We start from the raw sequence: 21,823 nt of genomic DNA, 5'->3' as shown, positions 1-21,823 counted from the left end.
GCTATTCGCTCCGGCTCGCCAGCGCGTTCACGGCAGCAACCGTGATCGCGGAGCCGCCGAGGCGGCCCTCGACCGTCAGCGCCGGTACCGGCGGATCGGCCATCAGCGCGGCCTTGGACTCGGCGGCACCAACGAAGCCGACGGGACAGCCGATGATCGCCGCCGGACGCGGGCAGTCCGGGTCTTCCAGCATATTGAGCAGATGAAACAGCGCGGTCGGCGCGTTGCCGATCGCGACGATGGCGCCATCGAGATGCGGCCGCCACAGCTCCAGCGCCGCGGCCGAGCGGGTGTTGCGCATGGATTGCGCGAGCGCGGGAACGGACTCGTCTCCTAACGTGCAGATGACGGCATTGGCCGCGGGAAGTCTTGCGCGCGTGATGCCTTCCGAGACCATGCGCGCGTCGCACAGGATCGGCGCGCCCTTCTGCAGGGCCGCGCGCGCGAGGGTTGCCATGCCTGGCGTGAAGCGGATATGCGCCTCGAGGCCGACCATGCCGACGGCGTGGATCATGCGCACCACCACCGGCTCTTCATCGGGCGTGAAGCGCGCAAGCTCCGCCTCGGCCCGAATGGTCGCAAAGGATTGCCGGTAGATCGCCGCGCCGTCGGTCTCGTAGGTGTGCGGCATCAGTTCCCTCCGATCAGGATGGAGGGATCGCTGACGATGTCGGCTCCGTTCAGCCCGCGCAGGACCGGCTCGTCGCGGATCGAGCCGTCGCGGACGAGATCGAAACCGGCATGCGTCGCAATCAGCGTGACCGCAGCCGCGCCCGAATGGGCGCAGCCCTTGCCGCAGCCGGAGACGTGAAGTCGCGTATCGGCGGCAATGCGCGGCGCCAGCGCCGCTGCGAGCGTGCGCGTATCGGCATGGGCTTCCCGGCAGCGCGGCGCGCCGCTGCAGGCGATGACGCGCAGCGCCGGATCGTACGGCTCGGTGATGAGGCCCGCCCCACTCGGCATCTCGCGCTTGCCCTCGCTGAGCACCATCCGCCATGGCGTCATGCGCAGCGCGTGTCCGCAGCTGGAGAACTGATGGAGCGTGGCGTGCAAGATCTGCCCGAACGCGACGCCGACGATCGCGCCTTGCGGATAGTGCCCGGGCCGTGCCGCGGCCATGACGGGCGCCGGCTCGGTCTCGCCGCACAACGATTGAGGCAACGCCGCGCCGGACGCGATATGGGCCGCCATGCGCCCTCGCCCGTCCCTCGCGCCGCCGGAGATGATGAACCAGCTCGCGAGCGCCCAGCGCCGTGCTCACGGCCTGTCCGCGTGCGACGGAGCGGCCGAGCCTTGCGCCATCGGCCCGCACCAGGAGACGACCCAAGCGATCGCGCTCGATGCGTATGTCGGCGGAATCGCCAGCCAGAACGCGCGACCTTCCGTCGTCGATGGCGAAGCCGAACTTGGTGGGAAGCGCCAGGCCGCTATCGGCAAGCGCCTCCTCCAGCTCGGCGGCGAGCGACTGTGTTTCGTCGCCGCTGCTCCAGAACGGCGTCACCAGAACATTGCGCCGGGCTTCGATCTCGGCGTCGGGGTCGAGCAGCGCCAGTTGCGCAAGACCGTCGAGCAGCGGAAGATGGCCCTCCTCCTTGACGCCCCTGATCTGGAGATTGGCCCGGCTCGTCACATCAATCAGGCCATTGCCGTGCCGTCCGGCGAGCTCGGCAAGCCCGGCAATCTGTGCGGCTTCGAGCCGCCCGCCGAACGGGCGCACGCGCACCACGAGCCCGTCGCCCGAGAGCATAGGGCGCAGCGCGCCGGGGCACCAACCCTTGATTGGGGCCGCACTCATGAGGCCTCCCGCAGCGCCGCGGCGATCGAATTGCGGCGCGTTTGCCAGAGCGCCGCATCATGCAGGCGCGCAAAGCAGGTTTCCATCGCGGCGAGAGCCGAGGGATTCTCACGTGCCATGAAAGCACGGACCTCGTCGTTGCCGAGCGTGGCATCGTAGTAGAGGTCGAACAAATGCGGCGGCACGGCGCCGGCGAGATGCGCGAAGGCAGCCATGTGCTCCAGCGTCGCGGTGATCTCGGCGGCGCCGCGAAAGCCATGCCGCATCATGCCGGCGATCCAGGCCGGATTGGCCGCGCGCGCCCGGGCGACACGTGAAATCTCCTCCGTCAGCGTGCGCGCATGGGGCTGGTCGGGCCGCGTCGCGTCGAGGTGATAGAGGCACGGCGCGCCTGCCCCGAGATGCACGGCTGCCGCTGCGATAGCTGCCTCATGCGCGGCATAGTCGGCGGCAAGCAGCAGATCGGTTTCGGGCAAGTCCTGGATATGGACAAAAGCGTCTGCGGACGCGAGACGCGACTCGATGCCAGTACGATCGGGCTGCATTGTACCATCCGCCGAGAACGCCCAGGACGATGCCGACAGCCAGGCTTCGCCGGCCGCCTCGCGCGTCTCCGGCGTGAAGGCATCCGGGATCGCCGAGAGGCCGACGCCATAGTGTCCGGGACGCGGCGCGAACACGCGGGATGCGCGGTTGCGATACGGATTCTCGTCGCCCTCGTCCTCGCGCGCCGCGAGCGCGCCGGAAGCGGCCTCGAACAATTGCGCCAGCCCCGAAAAGACATCGCGGAACAGGCCGGACACGCGCAGCGTGACGTCGATGCGCGGACGGCCCAGCTCGGCCGGCGCGATGATGTCGTAGCCGGTGACGCGGCCGGAGGCGTGATCCCAGCGCGGCGCGAGGCCGGCCAGATGCAGCGCCATCGCGAACTCCTCGCCCGCCGTGCGCATCGTCGCCGAGCCCCAGAGATCGACGATGAGTCCCCTCGGCCAGTCGCCATGATCCTGCAAGTGACGGCGCAGCAGCTCTTCCGCGAGCTTGATGCCCTGCGCATGCGCAGACGGCGTCGGCACCGCGCGCGGATCGACGGCGAACAGATTGCGCCCGGTCGGCAGCACGTCCTGGCGTCCACGATAGGGCGAGCCTGATGGGCCCGGCGCAACGCGCCGACCCGCGAGCGCGGCACGCAATGAATCCCGCTCCGCTTCGCCGCAGGCGCCGCGGCCGAACACGTGCAGGCCGTCCCCGAACTGGCTTTCCTTGAGATCGCAGACGAAGCGATCGATCCGCGGAATCGCTTCGGCAGGTGCGGCCGTTGCGTCCAGGCCGAGATCCTCTTCGAGGCCTGCCGAACGCGCCTCGTCACGGATCGCCGCGATGAGGCGCTGGCGGCGCGCGGGATCGAGACCGTCGGCGGTCGAGTATTCATCGAGCAGCCGTTCGAGCCGGCGCAGGCCTTCCGGCACCGCGGACATTGCGAGCGGCGGCGGCAAATGGCCGATCGTGACCGCGCCGATGCGCCGCTTGGCCTGCGCGGCCTCGCCGGGATCGTTCACGATGAAGGGATAGACGATCGGAAAATCGCCGATCAATGCCTCCGGCCAGCAGCTCGGTGACAGCGCCACGGATTTCCCGGGCAGCCACTCCAGCGTGCCGTGCGCGCCCATATGCACGACGGCATCACAGCCCTGCTGCCTGAGCCAGAGATAGAAGGCGACGTAGGCATGGCGCGGCGTGCGAGCGAGATCGTGATAGTCGGCATCGCGCGAGGCCGCTTCGCCGCGTTCCGGCTGAATTGCGACAATCGACCGACCACATTGGATCGCGGCGAAATGGAACGCGCCGTCGCGGCAGCTCGGATCGTCCTCAGGCACGCCCCAGGCCTGCGCGAGATCGTCTTGCAAGGTTTGCGGCAGGCGCGAGAGCGCCGCCCGGTACTCGGCGACATTCCAGATCAATCGTTGCTTGAGCAGCGTCTCCCCGAGCGCGTGAACCGGAACAACAGCGTATCCCGCCTCGGCGAGATCGGACAACAACGCCTCGACCGAAGCGAGCGCATCGAGACCAACAGCATGCGCGATCTGGTGCGGCCGGCCGGGATAGTTCGACAGCACGACCCCCAGCCGCTTCTCTCCGGCCGGCGTCTCGGCAAGGCGCCGCCAGGCCGCGACGCGCGCGGCGACGGCCTTCACACGCTCCGCGTCAGGCGTGTGCGCCAGATGCGAGAATTGCAGATCGGGATCGCGCGTCGCGGCAGATTTGAAACTCACCACGCCCGCGAACAGGCGGCCGTCGACCTCGGGCAGCACCACATGCATGGCGAGGTCGCCCGGCGACAGGCCGCGCAGCGAGCCAGCCCAGTCCTCGCGCCGCGCCGTCGAAAGCGCGACCTGAAATACCGGACATTGTGCAGCATCGAACGGCGTCTTGTCGTCGTCGCTCATTGCCGAGAACGCCGTCGCATTAACGATCGCCGCGGGAGGATTCTGCGCGAAATGCGCGCGCAACCAATCGGCGACGCCTGCACTCTTCAGCGAGGTGACGAACACGCCAAAAGCATCAAATCCCCTCTCGCGCAGCGCCGCAATGAGGGCATCGACCGGGCCGGTATCCGTAGCGGTGAGATAGGAGCGGTAGAACGTCACCAGCGCGCGCGGCTTCTCCTCGGCACCGGCCGGCGCAGCAATGACACCACGCGCAGGATCATAAAAGCCCATCTCGGGCACGGTCATCTCGCCGACGACCGGGCCGGCATAGAGGCCTGAGGCCAGCGCGAGCTGCGCGATCGCAGCTTGCGCCGCGACCGGACCGCCGGTGTCGCAGAGCACCTTGAGCCGACGCAGCGTCGAAACCGGCAACGTCGAATACGAATCGAGCCGCGTGTCGTCGCGACCATCGGCCGGCAGCACGGCCAGCGCGATGTTGCGGTCCTTGGCGAGCTGTTGCAGGGCGGCGAGGCCGTACGGCCAGTAGGACTCGCCGCCGATCAGGCGCACCAGGATGCCGCGCGCCTGCGACAGCGTGCGCTCGATATAGGTGTCGACCGACAGCGGATGACGAAGTTCGGAAAGATTGGCAAGCCGCAGCGACGGCAGGCTGTTCCGGCCACGCCGCCAGCCGGCCGCGAACGCCGCAAGATCGGAATCCGAAAACGAGAGCACCACGAGATCGGCCGGGTCCTGGCCGATGTCTCTTGGCGTCGCGGTCTCCTCGAGACCGCGGCTCTCGCGGAAGACGACGTGCATCAGATACCAAGCCCTGACCTGATCGCGGCCTCGTCGATATCGCCATGCTCGCCGATCACGACGAGCTTGGACTGCCTGTGACCCGCGCCCCATGGCTTGTCGAACTGGTGGCGCACGCGCTCGCCGACCGCCTGCAGCAGGAGGCGCATCGGCTTGCCCGCGACCGCGATATAGCCCTTGGCACGCAGCACATTCTGCTCGCGCGCAAGACGCTGCACGGATGCGACCAGCGCATCGACGTCGGCGACCTCCGGCAGATCGATCACGACCGAGGCAAAATCATCGTGCTCGTGGTCCTCTTCGCCGTCATGATGCGAGGGACGCGCGGCGAGATCGTTCTCCGCGGCGGCGCCAAGGCCGAGAATGACGCGCGCATCGATCGCACCGTCGGTGACAGGGAGCATCGGCACGCGGCGCGGCATCTCGGCGGCGATCGCCGCCTTGGCGGCTTCGATCCCGGCGCTGCCTGCAAGATCAGCCTTGGTCAGCAGCACGATGTCGGCACAGGCGATCTGGTCCTCGAACACTTCCGACAGCGGCGTCTCGTGATCGAGATTGTCGTCCGCCGCGCGCTGCGCTTCGACGGCAATCGGGTCCGGCGCGAAGCGGCCGGCCGCGACGGCCTCGGCATCGGCCAGCGCGATCACGCCATCGACCGTGATGCGCGAGCGGATCTGTGGCCAGTCGAACGCCTTCAGCAGCGGCTTTGGCAGCGCCAGGCCCGAGGTTTCGATCAGGATGTGATCGGGCCGCACCGGGCGCGCCAAGAGTTGCTCCATGGTCGGAATGAAATCGTCGGCCACGGTGCAGCAGATGCAGCCATTGGCGAGCTCGACGATGTTCTCCTCCGGACAATTGGCGTCGGCGCAGGATTTCAAGATTTCGCCGTCGACGCCCTCGCTGCCGAACTCGTTGACGAGCACGGCCAGCTTCTTGCCATTCGCATTGGCGAGCAGATGTTGGATCAGCGTGGTCTTGCCGGAACCGAGAAACCCCGTGACCACCGTGACGGGGATTTTGGCGAGCGAGTTCATTCGGCGGCCTCCGGCACGACGGCAATGGGGGGAATGCGGGCAAGCGACTGCTTGCGGAATATTTCCGGCCTGCTGCGCCAGGGCACGAGGCCATCCGGCGCCGCCGCATAGGCCGCAGCACCTGCGACCACGTCCTGCGCACTCGTCTCCGACAGGCGGCCATAGACATAGGACCAGCGGCCGGGCGCGCTGAGCGCGACCGAGCAGCCCTGGCTGCAGGCCGACAGGCATTCGACGGGAACCACGCTGACGCTCTCGGGCACGCCGGCCTCGAGGATCGCGCCATGCAGGCGCTTGCCGGGCGTTGTCTCGCCCTCCCCAAGCGTCTGGCCGGCGCGGCAGGTGATGCAGACGTAAAGTGTGACGGTCATCGCCTCTTCCAGGATAAACAGCGGGAGGCGAGAGGCACACGGACCTTGGCTCAAAGGGCCCGTTTCCCCGTCGCGGAACACCCCGTCCGCCGGTCCAAAACTCTTCGCGCTGGCAGGTCTCCCGGCTTGCGGAGCAGGGCTTTGCCCTTCGATCCCCGCCTTCCCGATTCCCGCGGGAATCAGTGGCTTCGGGCATCTCTCCGGTCACGGTCGCGGGGGCGGCTGCATTTTGGACCCAAATCTTGCCGATTCGGACCCTATCGCATTCCCTCTTCGCCTGTCATAGGACAGGAACCAACGCCGGGCCACCATTTGCCCGTGACTGCCACTTGTCAAGCCGAAGGACTGGTACGATGACGCCTGAACCGGACACCCGAACGGGCGAGGAAACCGACGCCCGGCACGCCCAGAAGATGGCGAAGAAGAAAGCCGCCCGGGACAAGATCATGGCGACCAAGAGCGGCGAAAAGGGCCTGATCATCGTCCACACCGGCAGCGGCAAGGGCAAATCCTCCTCGGCCTTCGGCATGATCGTCCGCTGCGTCGCCCATGGCTTCCCTTGTGCGGTGGTGCAATTCATCAAGGGCGCCTGGGATACGGGCGAACGGCGCCTGCTCACCAGCCATTTCGGCGATCTCTGCCAGTTCCACGCGATGGGCGAAGGCTTCACCTGGGAGACGCAGGACCGTGCCCGCGACATCGCCGCCGCGCGCGCCGGCTGGGAGAAGGCCAAGGAGCTGATCCTCAACGAGCGGCTGCGGATGGTCGTGCTCGACGAGATCAACATCGCGCTCCGCTATGACTATCTCGACATCGCCGAAGTCGTCGAATTCCTGACCACGCAGAAGCCTGCGATGACGCATGTCGTGCTCACCGGTCGCAACGCGAAGGACGAGCTGATCGAGATCGCCGACCTCGTCACCGAGATGACGCTGGTCAAGCACCCGTTCCGTTCCGGCATCAAGGCACAGGCCGGCGTCGAGTTCTGAGACTCTTCGACGATGACGCGCGCATTGATGATCCAGGGAGCCGGCTCGGACGTGGGCAAGTCGCTCATCGTCGCCGGCCTTGCGCGTGCCTTCACGCGGCGCGGCCTGCGCGTGCTGCCCTTCAAGCCGCAGAACATGTCGAACAACGCCGCGGTCACGGTCGACGGCGGTGAGATCGGCCGGGCCCAGGCGCTACAGGCGCTCGCCGCCGGCGTCGAGCCGCACACCGACATGAACCCGGTGCTGCTCAAGCCCGAGACCGATGTCGGCGCGCAGGTCGTGGTCCATGGCAAGCGCATCGCGACCGCACGCGCGCGCGACTACGCGGAGATGAAGCCGTCGCTGATGGGCGCGGTGCTGGAGAGCTTTGAACGGCTTAAGGCGCGCTCTGACCTGGTGCTGGTCGAAGGCGCCGGCAGCCCCGCCGAGGTGAATTTGCGCAAGTCCGACATCGCCAACATGGGCTTTGCCCGCAAGGCGAATGTGCCGGTCGTGCTGGTCGGCGACATCGATCGCGGCGGGGTCATCGCCCAGCTGGTCGGCATCAAGACGGTGATCGACCCCGACGATGCCGCGATGATCTCTGGCTTCGTCATCAACAAGTTCCGCGGCGACCCCACCCTGTTCGACGACGGCTACAATCTGATCGAGCAAAAGACCGCATGGCGCGGCCTTGGCGTGCTGCCCTGGTTTCCGCGCGCCGGCGAGCTGCCGGCCGAGGATGCGCTGGGCCTGAGTGACGCGCGAAAGCCGGGCCGATGCAAGATCGCCTGCCTCGCGCTATCGCGCATCGCCAATTTCGATGATCTCGATCCCCTCAAGCTCGAGCCGGGCGTCGATCTCGTGATGGTGCGCCCGGGCGAGGCGATCCCGGGCGACGTGCGCCTCGTCATCATTCCCGGGTCGAAATCAACCCGGGGCGACCTCGCCTTCCTTCGTGCGCAGGGCTGGGACATCGACCTGCTCGCCCACCACCGCAGGGGCGGCCATGTGCTCGGCCTCTGCGGCGGCTATCAGATGCTGGGACGCAGCGTCGCCGACCCCGAAGGCATCGAGGGACCTGCGGGCGACACGCCGGGCCTCGGGCTTCTCGATGTCGAGACGGTGATGAGCCCGCAGAAGACGCTGACGCGGGTTGCGGCCGTGCATGCCGTCACGGAGCAGCCGATCGAAGCCTACGAAATCCATATCGGCCACACCGACGGCCCCGATCGCGCCCGCCCGTTCGCGAAACTGAACGGCGAGCCGGAAGGCGCGATCTCGCAGGATGGCCGCGTGCAAGGCAGCTATCTGCACGGCCTGTTCACATCGGATGATTTCCGCAAGGCCTACCTCGCCAAGCTCGACATTCCCGCGGGCGACGAGCCCTATCACGCCAGGGTCGAGAGCGCGCTCGAAGCGCTGGCCGATCACATCGAAAAGCATCTCGACGTCGAAGGCCTGCTCGCGCTAGCGCGCTAGGGCCTCGGCAAGGCGCGTCCATTCGGCTTCGCTGCCGGGAAGCCCGAGGCGCAGCCATGTCGGCTGTTGCGCGAAGACGCGGGACCAGATGTGGCTGCGCGCCAATTTCTCCTGCGCGGCGAGTCCGTCAGGCGTTTCGTAGAGACGAAACAACGGCGTGCCGCCGACCAGTCGCCAGTCCTGCGACTGCACCATGTCGTCGAGGCGAGCACTGTCCCTCGCTAGCCGCGCCGATGTTGCCTTGGCCCATGCGTCATCGCGCAGGGCACGGCAGCCAATTGCAATCGCGGCACCCGACACCGGCCACGGACCTGACATCGCAGATATTCCAGCGATGTCCCTATCCCCACCAATAGCGAAACCGAGCCGCAATCCCGCAAGTCCATAGAACTTTCCGAAGGAGCGCAGGATCAGGAGATCGCGCCTGCCCGCCCCGGGCGCCAACGAAAGCTCCGGAATTGCGTCACAGAAGCTCTCGTCGACGACCAGCCGACCGAGACGCGGCATCAGCGCGAGCAGTTCAGCCTGCTTATAGTGCCGCCCATCGGGATTGTTGGGATTGACGACTACGGCTAGATCCGCTCCGGCAAGTTCGTCGAGGGCCGAGACTTCGGTAACCTCCCAGCCCGAGCCCGACAGAACCGCAGCGTATTCATTGTAGGTCGGAGCGAGAATGCGGGCTCGACCACGCGGCGCAAGGCGCGGCAAGAGCTCAATGACGGCCTGCGCACCTGCCGTAGCTGCAATGTGCGCGGTCGTCGCATAGGCCTGCTGCGCGGCCCGATGCAGGGCCTCGATCTCGGCACGCGACGGCAGTGCAGTCCACGCGCGCGCGCTCACCTCACCCACGGGATAGGGCACCCGGTTGATCCCGGTCGACAGATCGATCCAGTCCTCCACGCGTCCGCCAAAACGCTGCTGGGCTTGGTCCAGATTTCCACCATGCTCGCGCATGCCCCGTTCTGTCACGCGAAGGCCAGGATCGCAAGCAGGCCTGCGACCAGCGACATGGCGCGACGGTAGACGGTCAGCGCCTCCGCGATGTCGGCAGCACGCGGATCGCGCGCGCCTTCGTTCAGCCAGGGCTCGTCGGTCGCGCTGCCATGATAGATGCGGGGGCCGCTCAGCCGCACGCCGAGCCCGCCCGCCATGGCCGCTTCCGGCCAGCCGGCGTTCGGCGAGCGATGACGGCGCGCATCGCGCGTCATGCAGGCCAATGCTTCCGACCGCTGCGGTGCCAGCAGCACGAACAGAAATCCGGTCAGCCGCGCCGGGATGAAATTGGCGACATCGTCGATGCGCGCCGCCGCCCATCCAAAGGCTTCGTGCCGTTCGCTGCGATGGCCGATCATGGAGTCCAGCGTGTTGATCGCCTTGTAGCCGAGGATACCGGGCAAGCCCAACAGCGCGCCCCAGAACACCGGCGCGACGATGCCGTCGGAGGTGTTTTCGGCAAGGCTCTCGATCGCCGCGCGTGCGATGCCGGCCTCATCGAGGCTTGCGGGATCGCGGCCGACGATGCGCGAGACCGCATCGCGCGCCGCGGCAACGTCGCCGGCCAGCAAGGGCGTGGCGACGGCAGCCACATGATCATGCAGCGAGCGCAGCGCGACCAATGGCCAGGCCAGGATGCCAATCAGCACGATCTGGATCCAGCCCGAAGGAAGCAGTGATTGCAGCGCCCAGCCGAGCGCTACAGAGAGCGCGACCACCGCAAGCGCGCCGGCGACGCCCGCGGCCCGGCGCAATGCCGGCGGATCGGACGCGCGATTCCAGGCGGTGTCGATGGCCGCAATGAGCCCGCCGAGCCAGGTGACGGGATGGCCGATCCGCGCGAACAGCCAGGCCGGCCAGCCCAGAAGGGCATCCACCGCCATCGCCACCACCATCGCGCCCGCAAAGCCCACATCTAGCTCCTGTCCCGCCCCTGTTGCGCAAGACGGCGGCCGAGTGCAAGCCCCTCGCTGCCTGATTTCGGCTTTGTCTTTGGGCGCGTTTGATGATTAGTGCTGGCGATAGGAGACCTTCATGGCCGTCATCTTGATCACCGGCGGAGCGCGATCGGGCAAGAGCACCCGGGCGGAAGCGCGCGCGCGCAGCTTTCCCGGCCAGCCCGTCTACATCGCAACCGCCGAGGCGCTCGATGGTGAAATGCAGGAACGCATCGCACGACACCGCGCGCGGCGCGGAACCGATTGGACCGAGCGCGAGGTCCCGCTCGATCTCGTGCCGGCGCTGCTCTCGACCGAGGGCGGCGGCGCGAGGCTCGTGGATTGCCTGACGCTGTGGCTCTCCAATCTGATGCATGCGGCGCGCGACTGGGAGCGGGACGTGCGAGAGCTCGCCGGCGCCCTGCCCCGTCTTGGCAGCCCCGTCATCCTTGTGACCAACGAGGTCGGCCTCGGCATCGTGCCCGACAACGCGCTGGCGCGCAGCTTCCGCGACGCCGCCGGGATCATGAATCAGATCATTGCCGATGTCGCCGACGAGGTCGAGTTCATCGTCGCCGGCCTGCCGATGAAGCTGAAATGATCCCGCGCGCCGAGCTCTTGCGAGAGGTCGTCGCCGATCTCAGAATCGCAGCGTCGTTCGTCACCATCCTGCCTGTCGCATCGTCGAAGCCCGCCGGCGACGGCGCGATCGCGCGCGCGACCTGGGCCCTGCCCGTCGCGGGATTGCTGGTCGGCCTTGCGGGCGCGTTGATCTACAAGATCTCCATTCGCTTCGGACTGACACCGAGCCTTGCCGCCCTGCTCGTGCTGGCCACGACCACCCTCATCACCGGCGCGCTGCACGAGGACGGACTGGCCGATACCGCGGACGGACTCGGCGGCGGCCGGACGCGCGAGCGCAAGCTCGATATCATGCGCGACAGCCGGATCGGGACCTATGGCGTTTGCGCACTGATCCTGTCGTTCGGCCTGCGCTGGAGCGCCCTTGCGGCGATCGCCGATCCGTGGGCCGTCACGCTCGCGCTGTGCGCTGCGCACACCGCTGCCCGTGCCGGCGTGCCGGCCTTCATGTCGCTGGTCGCGCCGGCGCGGCCTGACGGTCTGTCGGCCAGCGCCGGATCGCCGCCGGGCCGCAGCGTCGCCATTGCCTTCGCTGTGGGAACGCTCGCACTTGCCCTGGCGTTGGGGCCGGGCGAGGCGCTGGTCGGCCTGGTCTCGCTGTCGCTCGCCGGCCTGATGCTGGCGCGGCTTGCCATCCGGCAGATCGGCGGGCAGACCGGCGACATCCTCGGGGCGTTCGAGCAGACTGGCGAGATCCTGATCCTGCTGGTTGCCGCGTCCTTCCAGATGGGACATTGACCTCATGGTCGAGTTCGACGACGCCTTCCGCAGGCACTTGCGCGAGCTGTTCGTGTGGCGCCGCGACGTGCGCCGCTTTCGCAGCGATCCATTGCCGGCCGGCGCCATCGATCGCCTGATCGAGACGGCCTGCCTTTCGCCCTCGGTCGGCCTCAGCCAGCCCTGGCGCTTCGTCACCGTCGACGACGACGCGCGACGCCGGGCCGTGACCGACGATTTCAAGGCGTGCAACGCCGACGCGTTGAATTGCTATTCCGGCGAGCGCGCCGCGCGCTATGCCGCGCTGAAGCTCTCGGGTCTCGAACAGGCCCCCGGTCACCTCGCGGTGTTCGCGGACAAGGCCAGCGACATCGGGCATGGTCTCGGTCGCGCGACGATGCCGGAGACCACGGAATATTCCGTGGTCGCGGCGATCACCGCAATGTGGCTCGCGGCGCGCGCCGAGGGCATCGGTCTCGGCTGGGTGTCAATCTTGAGCCCGGATCGGATCCACACCGTTCTCGACGTGCCCGGCTCCTGGAAATTCATCGCTTATCTCTGCATCGGCTATCCGGAGATCGAATGCGACCGGCCCGAGCTGGAGCAGGCGAAATGGGAGCACCGGCGCGGTGCGGACGAGTTCACGCTGCGGCGCTAAAGCATGATCTGGAAAAGTGCTCAGCGGTTTTCCGAAAAGATCATGCTTAAACAAACCTAAAGCGCGATGACGATTCATCCTCATCGCATCGCACTTTGGGACAGCACGACCGCCCGCCCGGGCGGCCTCATCTTCGGCTCGAGCCACAGCGTGGCTGGGTCGAAAGCGTCGACTTCCGCCTCGATCTCCCTGCGATCTTCGGTTCGCCGGACAAACTGAAGACAGCCGTTCCCGACATACGATCTTGCGCAGCGGATGGCCGCGATCCCACTGACGCGGATTCCAGCAACCGTGTGAAACATTCGAGTTGGACTCAAATTAACGGTTCGGATTCAAGCCTCCTTAATTCCTTCACGAGTAGAAACAAGTTGTTACAACCAATTGCTACACGCCTATCTGACAACCATAAGGAGACGAACTTGCATACGTTCAAGAGGTTCCTGGCTGACGAAAGCGGCGCTACGGCGATCGAGTATGGCCTGATCGCTGCAGGCATTGCGCTTGCTATCATTGCTGCGGTCAAGAACGCCGGCACGGCAGTGAGCGGCGTGTTCACGAGCGTCAACACCAAGCTGACTACACCCTAACCTTCACGAAAAGCGGGGCGGCCCAGCCTCCCAGCGCCGGACTGCCGGAGATCCGAGCTCCAAGGACACTTTGGTAAATCCAACGCCGCCCTGCTTCCCCCTTCAAAGCCAGCGTGCCCAAGCCGCCCTCATCTCGGCGCCAAACAGATCAGGGCGCACTTCTCGGCAGGAAGAGCGCTTCCGGTTCAGGCGCGGAGCTGGCCGCATCACTTTCAAGCAGTGCAGGTCATCATTCATTGACCTTCCTACAAAGGCAGCTGCTCCGCTGGCGACGCGTTAAGGATTCCTTTGTGCGGCGATAGGTAGCTCTCCACCTCCAGCAATCTTAGGATGTGGAAAATGAAAAATGCACGCCCCGTCGAACACGGATGACCGACTGCTGTGCACCATTACGTGGCAGGCCACCTTGGCGATCGCTCTCTTGGCGGCGCTCTCGCTCAGCCTTGTGGGTTTAAGCTGCAACATTGACGTGTCAGCCGAGACCCTCGTCTTGATGTCGGTCTATGCGTTCTTCGCGATTTATTTCAGTTTCGTCCGGCCAAATTCGAAAATCGCGCGCGTTCTCATCTGCTTTGGTCAGCTCGTTGTCGTGATCCTCATGGGAATCGTGCTGAGCTACGCCGCATCCACAGTGCCGCTGCCTTACCGCGACGCGCATCTCCACGCTGTGGATCAATGGCTTGGATTCGATCGTGCCAGCTATCTCGCTGTCTTGAACAGGCACGATGCACTCCGCAACGTACTTTCCTTCGCCTACAACTCCATGATGTCGCAAAACATCCTGGTGTTGGCCGCCGCCATTCTGACCCGACGGCTTGACCGACTGCAGTTCTACATCATCGCATTTGCGGTTGCTGTAACGGCAACCGCCGCGATTGCATGCTTCATTCCGGCCGCAAACGCGATAATCTACCTGGACAAAGCTCCTACTGAATTATCAATCTTGCCGGGCGGCGGGCACAGCTATTTCCCTATCCTCGAAGGGCTTCGCAACGGAACGCTACGCGTCATCGATTTTCGGTCCGTGGAGGGGCTGATCTCGTTCCCGAGCTTTCACACGGCCAATGCCATCTTGTTTGTTTGGGCTCTTTGGCCGATCCGTATCTTGCGTTTCTTCCTCGTTCCCCTGAATCTCCTTCTCATCGCCGGGACGCCCCTCTGCGGCGCGCATTATGCAGTGGACGTCATTGGCGGCGCTGCCGTGGCATGCGGAGCCATTGCTGCAACGACTTGGCTCGTCCGGGCGCATTGCCCGAGCAACGACCTCGTGCAAGCTATTCCCTCACCGATTGACTGGAGGCCATGGCTGCACCCGATCGGGTTCCCACCCGATTAGGTACTGGACGATCAACGCCGGTCGAGCGCGAAGCTGCTGCCCGAAGTCCACCAACCGGGCCAAACGGACATCGGCCCGCTGGCCGCTGCGTTTCAGGCCTCAAGTCTCAGCGCGTCCGCACACCCGCTTCGTCGTTCCGGCCAAACCGCTCGACCAGAAAATCGATGAACAGCCGCACCTTCACCGACAGATGCCGCGTCGGCGGATAGACTGCGTACAGCGCGAGTGGCGGTGCAGAATAGTCCTGGAGCACGACGCGCAGCTCGCCTTTCCGCACGGCATCTGCCGCGATGAACTCAGGGATGAGCGCGAGCCCCCTGCCCTTGATGGCGACGTCGCGCAGCACCTCGGCATTGTTGACGCAGAGCGACCAGGCCGGCTGGATCCAGTGATCGCCATCGGCGCCGGTGAGCTTCCACTGGTTGCCGGTGAGCAGGAAGCCGTAGGTCAGCGAAACATGTTCGCGCAGATCCTGCGGATGTCGAGGCGTGCCGTGGCGCGCGAGATAATCAGGCGAAGCGCAGACCATGCGCGCCACCGGCATGATCCTGCGCGCGATCAGGCTGGAGGATTCCAGCTCCGCGATCCGCAACGTCACGTCGAAACCGTCCTGCACGGGATCGAGCAGATCGTCGCTGAGCACGATCTGGAGCTGAAGCTCGCCATGGCGCGCCATGAAATCGGCGAGCGCCGGCCCGAGCCGCATGGTGCCGAACGACATCGGCGCGTTGACCCGCAACAGGCCGCGCGGCGCCGACTGCGCCTGCGTCACGGCCTGGTCGGCGGCCTCGATCTCCGAGAGGATCACGACCGCGCGCTCGAAATAGCGCTGGCCGTTCTCGGTCGGGCTGGCGTGGCGCGTGGTCCGGTTCAACAGCTGGACGCCGAGGCTTTCCTCGAGGTCGGCGATGTATTTGCTGATCGCCGAGCGCGACAACCGCAGCTGCCGGCCGGCCTCGGCAAAGCTCCCACTTTCGACCACCTTCACGAAGGCCCGGAGGCTGCCGAGCTTATCCAAGGGCTCGCCTCGGCGATTGTTTCCAAATCGTAGACATAGCCGTCATAATTGCATGGATTGTCTCCAATCCCAAGCAGAACGATATTTCCGGCCAGAGCAAGCCCGCTCCCCAATCTTGGAGGACGACAATGTCTGGACTGCACCATGTCACCGCGATTGCCGGCGATCCCATCAGGAATTTCGGCTTCTACACCCGGGATCTCGGCCTGCGCTTCGTCAAGAAGACGGTCAATTTCGACGATCCCGGCACCTACCATTTCTATTATGGCGATGAGACCGGGCGCCCCGGCACCATCCTGACCTTCTTTCCCTGGGCCGGCGTTCCGGCCGGGCGCCGCGGCGTCGGCGAGACCCATCAGACCGCCTTCCGCGTGCCGCAGCGCTCGCTCGGCTACTGGACGCAGCGCTTCACCGAGAAGGGCATTGCCTACGAGGCGCTGGAGAAGCGCTTCGGCGAGTCCGTGCTGCCGTTCACCGATCCAGATGGCATGGCCCTGGCTCTGGTTGGCGTCCCCGGTGCCGAGAACGAGCCCGGCTGGAGCAATGGCGACGTGCCGGCCGAGCATGCGATCCGCGGCTTCCACGGCGTCACCTTGTTGCTCGACAGCGCGGCGAAGACGGCCGCCGTCCTCACCGACGTGTTCGGCTTCAAGGAGACCGGACGCGAAGGCTCGGTGATCCGCTTCAAGGCATCGGGCGATGCCGAAGGCAGCATCGTCGACATCTACGAGGCCAAGGGATTCTTGCGCGGGCATCAGGGCGGTGGCTCGGTGCATCACATCGCCTTCCGCGCGGCCGACGACGCCGAACAGGGCAAGATGGCGCAGAAGCTCGTGAGCAATCACGGCCTGCATCCGACCGAGCAGCGCGACCGCAACTACTTCCGGTCGATCTACTTCCGCGAGCCCGGCGGCGTGCTGTTCGAGATCGCGACTGACATCCCCGGCTTCGCCGTCGACGAGCCCGTCGCGACGCTGGGCCGTGAGCTGAAGCTACCTGTTTTCCTCGAACAGCATCGCAAGCAGATCGAGGACGTGCTGCCGAGCCTGGAGGAGAGCCTGTCATGACCGCAAGTGCATTCATCCATCGCTTCGAGCCCGCGACCGGCGCGGGCTCCCCTCCGCTCCTGCTGCTGCACGGCACCGGCGGCGACGAGAACGACCTGCTCGGGCTCGGCAAGATGATCTCGCCCGGCTCCGCCCTGCTCTCGCCGCGCGGCCGCGTGCTCGAGCACGGTATGCCGCGCTTCTTCCGCCGGCTCGCCGAGGGCGTGTTCGACGAGGACGACGTGCGCCGTCGCGCGCACGAGCTCGGCGACTTCGTCGCGGAGGCGCAGCAGCGCCATGGCATCGCCGCGCCGGTCGCGGTCGGCTTCTCAAATGGCGCCAACATCGCGGCCGCGCTGTTGCTGCTGAAGCCGGAGGCGCTCGCGGGCGCGATCCTGTTGCGCGCCATGGTGCCGCTGTCGCATCCGCCCGAGGCCAATCAGCTGAAGGCGCAGCTCGGCGGCAAACCTGTCCTGCTGCTCTCCGGGCAGGCCGATCCGATCGTGCCGGCGAGCAATTCGGCACGGCTCGCTGCGCTGCTGTCGCAAGCAGGAGCGAGCGTGACCCACGAGGTCCTGCCGGCAGGCCATCAATTGTCGCAGGCCGACGTGTCGCTGGCGCGCGACTGGATCGGCCACGTCGACGCCAGGGCCGCATGATCAAACAGCGGCGCATCGCCTTCGATCGGTGCGCCGCTGCTTAAAGCTTGATCCGGAAAAGTGCGCAGCGGTTTTCCGAAAAGATCACGCTGAAACAATAACCTAAAGCGCGATGACGATTCGTCCTGATCTCATCGCACTTTAGTCGAACCAGCCGCGCCGCTTGAACCAGATCAGCGGCAGCACGCCGCTGGCGATGACGGCGAGCCAGGCCAGCGGATAGCCGAAGGTCCAGTCCAGCTCGGGCATGTGCTTGAAGTTCATGCCCCAGATGCCGACCAGGATCGTCGGCGGCACGCCGACGACGGACACGATCGTCAGGATCTTGAACAGCTCGTTCTGCTGGATGTTGATGAAGCCGAGCACCGCATCGAGCAGCAGCTGGATCTTGTCGGACAATCGCGTCTCGTAATCGCTGAGCGAGACGACGTCCTTTGACACGGCCTCGAGGCGCTTCTTCGACGAAGCCGTGATCCATTCGCTGCCGACATCACCGGCAAACGAGGCGATGCGACCGACCCCAAGCAGAACATCGCGCGCCTTGGCGAGCCGGTCGGCCAGCTCGCCAAGATTCTCCAGGGCCTCGCGCATCCTGCGGCTGGAGCGCACCGCACGTCGGGTGTGTACGAGCCCTCCCTTGAAAACAACCCGCGAAAGCTGATCGACCTTGGTGCCGAGATGCTCCAGGACATCGGCGCCGCGATCGATCATGGCCTCGAGCAGGCTGGCGAACACGCACATGCCGTTCTCCAGACTGTCGTCGGAGCCGATGCGCTTGCCGATGTCGTCGAAGATCGGCAGCTCCGCAAAGCGCACCGTCACCAGCACGCGCGGGCCGATGACGAATCCCACGGGCGTGATCTCGGCCTCGCCGTCCTCGGTGAGCCGAACCGCCGGCGAGCTGAGATAGAGCGTGCCGTGCTCGAAGATCAGGCGGCTCGACGCCTCGATCTCGCTGAGGGACTCTTGCGAGGGAATGCGGATACCGAGCACTCGTTCGACGAACTGCTTTTCCTCGTCAGTCGCGTTCAAGAGATCGGCCCAGATGATCTCCGAGGGCATTTCCGCGCCGATTCCGTGCCAGTCGTCGAACGGCCACCTGTACAGCTTGAGCAAGAACCGTCTCCGCGACCGCATCGTCATGCCGGATAGTGCATCCGGCCATCATCCGCCGACTAACGCATGATGGTTCCAAACGTTCAATACCCTTGCGGCGACGGCAAGGACTCTTAGCGAGCAGCGGCTGCAGCGTTTGCCAAGGGCTGGGGCCACTTGCTTTCCATCTGCGTCCCCGACATTCCAATTCTCGCGCCCGGCCCTCCGAACTTACGCTAGCGGTAAGTGAGCACACGGCCGTCGTCTGCCACGGTCAATCGCGTTGTTCTGGCCGCGTTCTCCGCAACGTCCGGTCTGGCGTCGCAGGACATCGTCGATACCTGATCGGAACACGGTCAAGCAATCCACGTTGAAGCAGACGCGCAGGTGATTCACGGACGTTTGTTGTGCATCCCGAGATGGCGACTTTTCTGGGTGTTGAGGCCTGTGACTTGGCTGCCGCACTGCCTGCGGCCGATGCGATCTTGTTCGGCGCTTCAGATGCCACGCCGCACATCGTCGGTCAGACGAGCCATGCCGCCAAGGCGCCGGACCTCATTCGTCGCGCTCTGCGTCACTATGAGAGTGATCTCACCCGCTGGGATTTTGATCAAGAAGCCGAGCTGCTCAGTCCGACCAAAATGAGGGTCTTGGACGGTGGAAACTTGGTGACGGACCCGATGACACCCGAGAGCAACCGTGATGCGATCAGAACAGCCACGCAAGCCGTCCTTTCGGTCGGCGCGGTTCCGATCCTGCTAGGCGGTGATGACTCGGTTCCGATACCTTTCTTCGAGGCATTCGGCGAAACCAAAGGACTGACGATCCTGCAGATTGACGCCCATCTCGATTGGCGTGATCAGCGAGATGGATCAGGATACACATTCTCCAGCACAATGCGGCGAGCCAGCGAATTGCCCTGGGTAAAACGCATTGTGCAGGTCGGTTTGCGCGGCATCGGCGGCTCTGGCCTTGCCGAATTTGATTATGCAAAGGCGTGGGGCGCAAAGATCCTCACGGCAAGACATGTCCAGCTTCACGGCATCACAAGCGTTCTCGAAGAGATAGAGGAAGACGGCGAGTGCTTGATCACCATCGATTGCGACGGTCTCGATCCGTCGGTCATCCCGGGCGTGCTCATACCACAGCCAGGGGGCCTCTCCTATTTTGACGTTATTGAATTAATGCGGGGTGTCGCGTCAAAATGCAGAATAGTCGGGCTGGACATCGTAGAGTTCGTTCCCGAGCGCGATGTGCAAAATCTCGGAGCGATTGCTATCTCGCGGATCATCTGCAATGCGCTCGGTTGCATTCGGAGGCAGGCCGCATAGCTGCTCCTCCGATAGACGGCATCCTCCCCGCGTCGGCCTCAACCACTCGCTTACTGGGACGCTTCAGTCTTGCTCGAACAGACTTTGCTGTGTCCGTCGCGCGGTGCGCTTCGCGCGATGGAGGGTCGCAGGAAAACGCACTCCTGAGCTCGACATCAAATGCGCTTGAGTTGCGGCTCCATTCGGGAATGAGCTTGCGGGTAGGTAAGACAATCAAACTTACTCTTCTGCCGGACCACGCTTTGCATTTTTTCGGCAGAAGCAGATGCATATTGTAAGATCATTCACAATCGCTCATGTGCTGTACACTTAGAATCGTCCTGCACTTCTTCGTTCTGCACGGTCCTTGCGTTTTCGCAAGGCATCACCCTCCCTTGATAGCGAGGAGCATGAAAATGAAGACGCTTCTAAAGATCAGATCTCCACTATTGGCCATCGTCGCTCTTGCCGCCTCTATCGGTGCGGCCCGTGCTGATGTGATTATGGACTGGAACGCAAAGGCCGACGCGATTGCCGCTGACAAGAAGATTCTACCAGCGCCTCAGGCTCGCACGATGTCGATGCTGCACGTCGCCATGTTCGAGGCGGTCAATGCGATTGAAAGACGATACACTCCATACAAGCTGGATCTCGTTGCCGACCGTTCTACCTCGAGGGAGGCGGCGGCGGCAGCAGCAGCCTACAACATTCTCGTCGCGATCTATCCGGATCAAAAGGACGCGCTCGATACGGCGCTGATGAATACGCTCTCCGGAATCCCGGACACGGAAGGAAGGGCAAACGGAATCGAGCTTGGCAGAACGGCCGCCGCGGGCGTAATCGCGTTTCGGGCGGATGACGGCAGTGACGCTCAGGAGAACTATCGCCCCTACACAACGGCGGGCGTTTACGTGCCTACCGTAGTGCCGATCGCTTCGACGGCTGGAACGACGACCCCCTGGGTCATGACGTCGGCCTCGCAATTCCGCCCAGCGCCGCCACCTGCGCTCGATTCAGAGACATGGAGCCGGGACGTCAATGAAATTCGCGCGATCGGGGCTCGCAGCAGCGCCATTCGAACGGCAGAGCAGACGACGATAGGACGATTCTGGTTCTTGGTAGGGCCTCCCAGCTTTAATCCAATCATCCGGCAAGCAGCATTGGCAAGACAGATGGACGTGGTTGACTGCGCTCGCCTCTTCGCCCTTGCCGAGATCTCCGCGAACGATGCGATCGTTGCAGTCTTCGATGCGAAGTACCATTATAATTTCTGGCGACCGATGACGGCCATACGCAATGCGGACATCACGCAGAACCCGGCGACGCCACGCGAATCGTCCTGGTTGCCGCTCGGTGAGACACCCCCGCATCCGGAATACCCGTGTGCCCATTGCATCGTGTCTGCTTCGGTTTCCACAGTTCTCCGGCGTATCGTAGGTGACGAGTTCGGCGAGTTCTCGATGACCAGCCCTACCGCGCCCGGTGTGACCCGCAAGTGGACGCGGCTCCAGGACTATAGCGACGAGGTCGCAAATTCACGGATCTATGCTGGCTTCCACTACCGCTTCTCGACGGAAGTCGGCAAGGAAATGGGCGGGAAGATTGGCGATTTGACTGTCGCAACACAGTTCCGTGGCCTGGAAGCGCGCGTCGATCCGAAGTAGTGAACGTGCCTCGCGCAACGCCTCCGTGGGGTCACGGCGCGACATTCCCGGCGGCGGAGCCGTATATGCGCTTTAGCTCCGTAAGCGGACATCCGCACATTGGTGCACCCCTATGGGGGCGCACCTGCTCGTCGGCAGGCACGCGAGGAGAGCAGGTAGAACTCTAAAGCGCGGGCAAGCCGGGCGGCGGCCTTGCGCGCGTTGAAGGCCTGCTCATAGGCATAGGCTAGACAGCAGCAGCTGTCCATTTCAGCAGGCGCATGGC

Annotated in this window: 20 protein-coding genes, 1 pseudogene and 1 riboswitch; of the genes and pseudogenes, 11 read left to right on the top strand and 10 right to left on the bottom strand. The window is 65.0% G+C overall.

The window, feature by feature from the left end; all coding sequences use genetic code 11:
* Position 1 precedes the first annotated feature (1 nt).
* The 6 genes and pseudogenes from ABIG06_RS25655 to ABIG06_RS25630 form a co-directional block, all read right to left on the bottom strand.
* Positions 2–631: a precorrin-8X methylmutase gene (locus ABIG06_RS25655; protein ID WP_370139063.1), complete on the bottom strand. Its 630-nt coding sequence runs from the start codon at positions 629–631 to the stop codon at positions 2–4.
* The gene (locus ABIG06_RS25650; RefSeq protein ID WP_424578594.1) at positions 631–1,191 is read right to left on the bottom strand and encodes a hypothetical protein; all 561 of its coding nucleotides are present in this window, start codon (positions 1,189–1,191) and stop codon (positions 631–633) included. The genes ABIG06_RS25655 and ABIG06_RS25650 overlap by 1 nt, the downstream gene beginning before the upstream one ends.
* Before the next feature lie 421 nt (positions 1,192–1,612).
* A pseudogene (locus tag ABIG06_RS25645) lies at positions 1,613–1,747 on the bottom strand (precorrin-3B synthase); the annotation flags it as partial.
* 44 nt (positions 1,748–1,791) lie between these two features.
* The gene (cobN, locus tag ABIG06_RS25640) at positions 1,792–5,040 is read right to left on the bottom strand and encodes a cobaltochelatase subunit CobN (protein WP_370139062.1); all 3,249 of its coding nucleotides are present in this window, start codon (positions 5,038–5,040) and stop codon (positions 1,792–1,794) included.
* Positions 5,040–6,074, bottom strand: a complete 1,035-nt coding sequence (gene cobW / locus ABIG06_RS25635; RefSeq protein ID WP_370139061.1) for a cobalamin biosynthesis protein CobW — start codon at positions 6,072–6,074, stop codon at positions 5,040–5,042. The genes cobN and cobW overlap by 1 nt, the downstream gene beginning before the upstream one ends.
* Positions 6,071–6,445 carry a DUF1636 family protein gene (locus tag ABIG06_RS25630; RefSeq protein ID WP_370139060.1) on the bottom strand — a complete coding sequence of 125 codons (375 nt, stop codon included), beginning with the start codon at positions 6,443–6,445 and terminating at the stop codon, positions 6,071–6,073. The genes cobW and ABIG06_RS25630 overlap by 4 nt, the downstream gene beginning before the upstream one ends.
* Positions 6,446–6,539: 94 nt before the next feature.
* Positions 6,540–6,759, bottom strand: a riboswitch (cobalamin riboswitch).
* A 39-nt stretch (positions 6,760–6,798) separates the two neighbouring features.
* Here ABIG06_RS25630 and cobO point away from each other — a divergent pair.
* Both cobO and ABIG06_RS25620 read left to right on the top strand, forming a co-directional pair.
* Positions 6,799–7,434, top strand: coding sequence for a cob(I)yrinic acid a,c-diamide adenosyltransferase (cobO, locus tag ABIG06_RS25625; RefSeq protein ID WP_370139059.1), 636 nt, complete (start codon positions 6,799–6,801; stop codon positions 7,432–7,434).
* A 12-nt stretch (positions 7,435–7,446) separates the two neighbouring features.
* Positions 7,447–8,895 carry a cobyric acid synthase gene (locus tag ABIG06_RS25620; protein ID WP_370139058.1) on the top strand — a complete coding sequence of 483 codons (1,449 nt, stop codon included), beginning with the start codon at positions 7,447–7,449 and terminating at the stop codon, positions 8,893–8,895.
* Here the strand turns inward: ABIG06_RS25620 and cobD are convergent.
* Both cobD and cbiB read right to left on the bottom strand, forming a co-directional pair.
* The gene (gene cobD, locus ABIG06_RS25615; protein WP_199751306.1) at positions 8,884–9,849 is read right to left on the bottom strand and encodes a threonine-phosphate decarboxylase CobD; all 966 of its coding nucleotides are present in this window, start codon (positions 9,847–9,849) and stop codon (positions 8,884–8,886) included. The two genes, ABIG06_RS25620 and cobD, sit on opposite strands and share 12 nt — an antisense overlap.
* A gap of 11 nt (positions 9,850–9,860) precedes the next feature.
* Positions 9,861–10,802, bottom strand: a complete 942-nt coding sequence (gene cbiB, locus ABIG06_RS25610) for an adenosylcobinamide-phosphate synthase CbiB (RefSeq protein WP_245454393.1) — start codon at positions 10,800–10,802, stop codon at positions 9,861–9,863.
* A gap of 121 nt (positions 10,803–10,923) precedes the next feature.
* On the opposite strand from cbiB, the gene cobU reads away from it, so the two are divergent.
* The 5 genes from cobU to ABIG06_RS25585 all read left to right on the top strand — a co-directional run bounded on the left by cobU (position 10,924) and on the right by ABIG06_RS25585 (position 14,766).
* Positions 10,924–11,427, top strand: coding sequence for a bifunctional adenosylcobinamide kinase/adenosylcobinamide-phosphate guanylyltransferase (gene cobU, locus ABIG06_RS25605; RefSeq protein WP_370139057.1), 504 nt, complete (start codon positions 10,924–10,926; stop codon positions 11,425–11,427).
* Positions 11,424–12,206 (top strand): adenosylcobinamide-GDP ribazoletransferase, encoded by a 783-nt coding sequence (gene cobS, locus ABIG06_RS25600; protein WP_370139056.1) that lies wholly within the window; start codon positions 11,424–11,426, stop codon positions 12,204–12,206. The genes cobU and cobS overlap by 4 nt, the downstream gene beginning before the upstream one ends.
* A 4-nt stretch (positions 12,207–12,210) precedes the next feature.
* Complete coding sequence (gene bluB, locus ABIG06_RS25595; RefSeq protein WP_370139055.1) at positions 12,211–12,843, top strand: 5,6-dimethylbenzimidazole synthase; 633 nt, start codon at positions 12,211–12,213, stop codon at positions 12,841–12,843.
* 419 nt (positions 12,844–13,262) lie between these two features.
* The gene (locus ABIG06_RS25590) at positions 13,263–13,430 is read left to right on the top strand and encodes a Flp family type IVb pilin (protein ID WP_124158368.1); all 168 of its coding nucleotides are present in this window, start codon (positions 13,263–13,265) and stop codon (positions 13,428–13,430) included.
* A gap of 346 nt (positions 13,431–13,776) precedes the next feature.
* Entirely contained in the window at positions 13,777–14,766 is a 990-nt protein-coding gene (locus ABIG06_RS25585) for a phosphatase PAP2 family protein (protein WP_370139054.1), read from the top strand.
* Between the two features lie 106 nt (positions 14,767–14,872).
* Here ABIG06_RS25585 and ABIG06_RS25580 read toward each other — a convergent pair whose 3' ends face one another.
* Positions 14,873–15,784, bottom strand: coding sequence for a LysR family transcriptional regulator (locus ABIG06_RS25580; RefSeq protein ID WP_370139053.1), 912 nt, complete (start codon positions 15,782–15,784; stop codon positions 14,873–14,875).
* A 128-nt stretch (positions 15,785–15,912) separates the two neighbouring features.
* Between ABIG06_RS25580 and ABIG06_RS25575 the strand changes: the two genes are divergently transcribed.
* The gene (locus ABIG06_RS25575; protein WP_370139052.1) at positions 15,913–16,851 is read left to right on the top strand and encodes a ring-cleaving dioxygenase; all 939 of its coding nucleotides are present in this window, start codon (positions 15,913–15,915) and stop codon (positions 16,849–16,851) included.
* Positions 16,848–17,489: an alpha/beta hydrolase gene (locus ABIG06_RS25570; protein WP_370139051.1), complete on the top strand. Its 642-nt coding sequence runs from the start codon at positions 16,848–16,850 to the stop codon at positions 17,487–17,489. Before ABIG06_RS25575 ends, ABIG06_RS25570 begins: the two co-directional genes overlap by 4 nt.
* A 141-nt stretch (positions 17,490–17,630) precedes the next feature.
* Here the strand turns inward: ABIG06_RS25570 and ABIG06_RS25565 are convergent, their stop codons facing one another.
* Positions 17,631–18,605 (bottom strand): magnesium transporter CorA family protein, encoded by a 975-nt coding sequence (locus ABIG06_RS25565; RefSeq protein WP_370139050.1) that lies wholly within the window; start codon positions 18,603–18,605, stop codon positions 17,631–17,633.
* Between the two features lie 398 nt (positions 18,606–19,003).
* On the opposite strand from ABIG06_RS25565, the gene ABIG06_RS25560 reads away from it, so the two are divergent.
* Both ABIG06_RS25560 and ABIG06_RS25555 read left to right on the top strand, forming a co-directional pair.
* Positions 19,004–19,915, top strand: a complete 912-nt coding sequence (locus tag ABIG06_RS25560; protein ID WP_370139049.1) for an arginase family protein — start codon at positions 19,004–19,006, stop codon at positions 19,913–19,915.
* Positions 19,916–20,310: 395 nt separating this feature from the next.
* Positions 20,311–21,558, top strand: a complete 1,248-nt coding sequence (locus ABIG06_RS25555) for a vanadium-dependent haloperoxidase (RefSeq protein ID WP_370139048.1) — start codon at positions 20,311–20,313, stop codon at positions 21,556–21,558.
* Positions 21,559–21,823 lie beyond the last annotated feature (265 nt).

This window comes from Bradyrhizobium sp. USDA 326 (assembly GCF_049739485.1).
In the GTDB taxonomy this organism is placed as follows: Bacteria; Pseudomonadota; Alphaproteobacteria; order Rhizobiales; family Xanthobacteraceae; genus Bradyrhizobium.
Note: the sequence above shows the minus strand (reverse complement) of the source record. Positions and strands in the feature narration are given on the sequence as shown.

Excerpts from the sequence above, each read along its gene's own strand:
- ABIG06_RS25655 (WP_370139063.1), bottom strand. The coding sequence starts at position 631 with ATGCCGCACACCTACGAGACCGACGGCGCGGCGATCTACCGGCAATCC.
- ABIG06_RS25650 (WP_424578594.1), bottom strand. The coding sequence starts at position 1,191 with ATGGCGGCCCATATCGCGTCCGGCGCGGCGTTGCCTCAATCGTTGTGC.
- cobN (WP_370139062.1), bottom strand. The coding sequence starts at position 5,040 with ATGCACGTCGTCTTCCGCGAGAGCCGCGGTCTCGAGGAGACCGCGACG.
- cobW (WP_370139061.1), bottom strand. The coding sequence starts at position 6,074 with ATGAACTCGCTCGCCAAAATCCCCGTCACGGTGGTCACGGGGTTTCTC.
- ABIG06_RS25630 (WP_370139060.1), bottom strand. The coding sequence starts at position 6,445 with ATGACCGTCACACTTTACGTCTGCATCACCTGCCGCGCCGGCCAGACG.
- cobO (WP_370139059.1), top strand. The coding sequence starts at position 6,799 with ATGACGCCTGAACCGGACACCCGAACGGGCGAGGAAACCGACGCCCGG.
- ABIG06_RS25620 (WP_370139058.1), top strand. The coding sequence starts at position 7,447 with ATGACGCGCGCATTGATGATCCAGGGAGCCGGCTCGGACGTGGGCAAG.
- cobD (WP_199751306.1), bottom strand. The coding sequence starts at position 9,849 with ATGCGCGAGCATGGTGGAAATCTGGACCAAGCCCAGCAGCGTTTTGGC.
- cobU (WP_370139057.1), top strand. The coding sequence starts at position 10,924 with ATGGCCGTCATCTTGATCACCGGCGGAGCGCGATCGGGCAAGAGCACC.
- cobS (WP_370139056.1), top strand. The coding sequence starts at position 11,424 with ATGATCCCGCGCGCCGAGCTCTTGCGAGAGGTCGTCGCCGATCTCAGA.
- bluB (WP_370139055.1), top strand. The coding sequence starts at position 12,211 with ATGGTCGAGTTCGACGACGCCTTCCGCAGGCACTTGCGCGAGCTGTTC.
- ABIG06_RS25585 (WP_370139054.1), top strand. The coding sequence starts at position 13,777 with ATGCACGCCCCGTCGAACACGGATGACCGACTGCTGTGCACCATTACG.
- ABIG06_RS25575 (WP_370139052.1), top strand. The coding sequence starts at position 15,913 with ATGTCTGGACTGCACCATGTCACCGCGATTGCCGGCGATCCCATCAGG.
- ABIG06_RS25570 (WP_370139051.1), top strand. The coding sequence starts at position 16,848 with ATGACCGCAAGTGCATTCATCCATCGCTTCGAGCCCGCGACCGGCGCG.
- ABIG06_RS25560 (WP_370139049.1), top strand. The coding sequence starts at position 19,004 with ATGGCGACTTTTCTGGGTGTTGAGGCCTGTGACTTGGCTGCCGCACTG.
- ABIG06_RS25555 (WP_370139048.1), top strand. The coding sequence starts at position 20,311 with ATGAAGACGCTTCTAAAGATCAGATCTCCACTATTGGCCATCGTCGCT.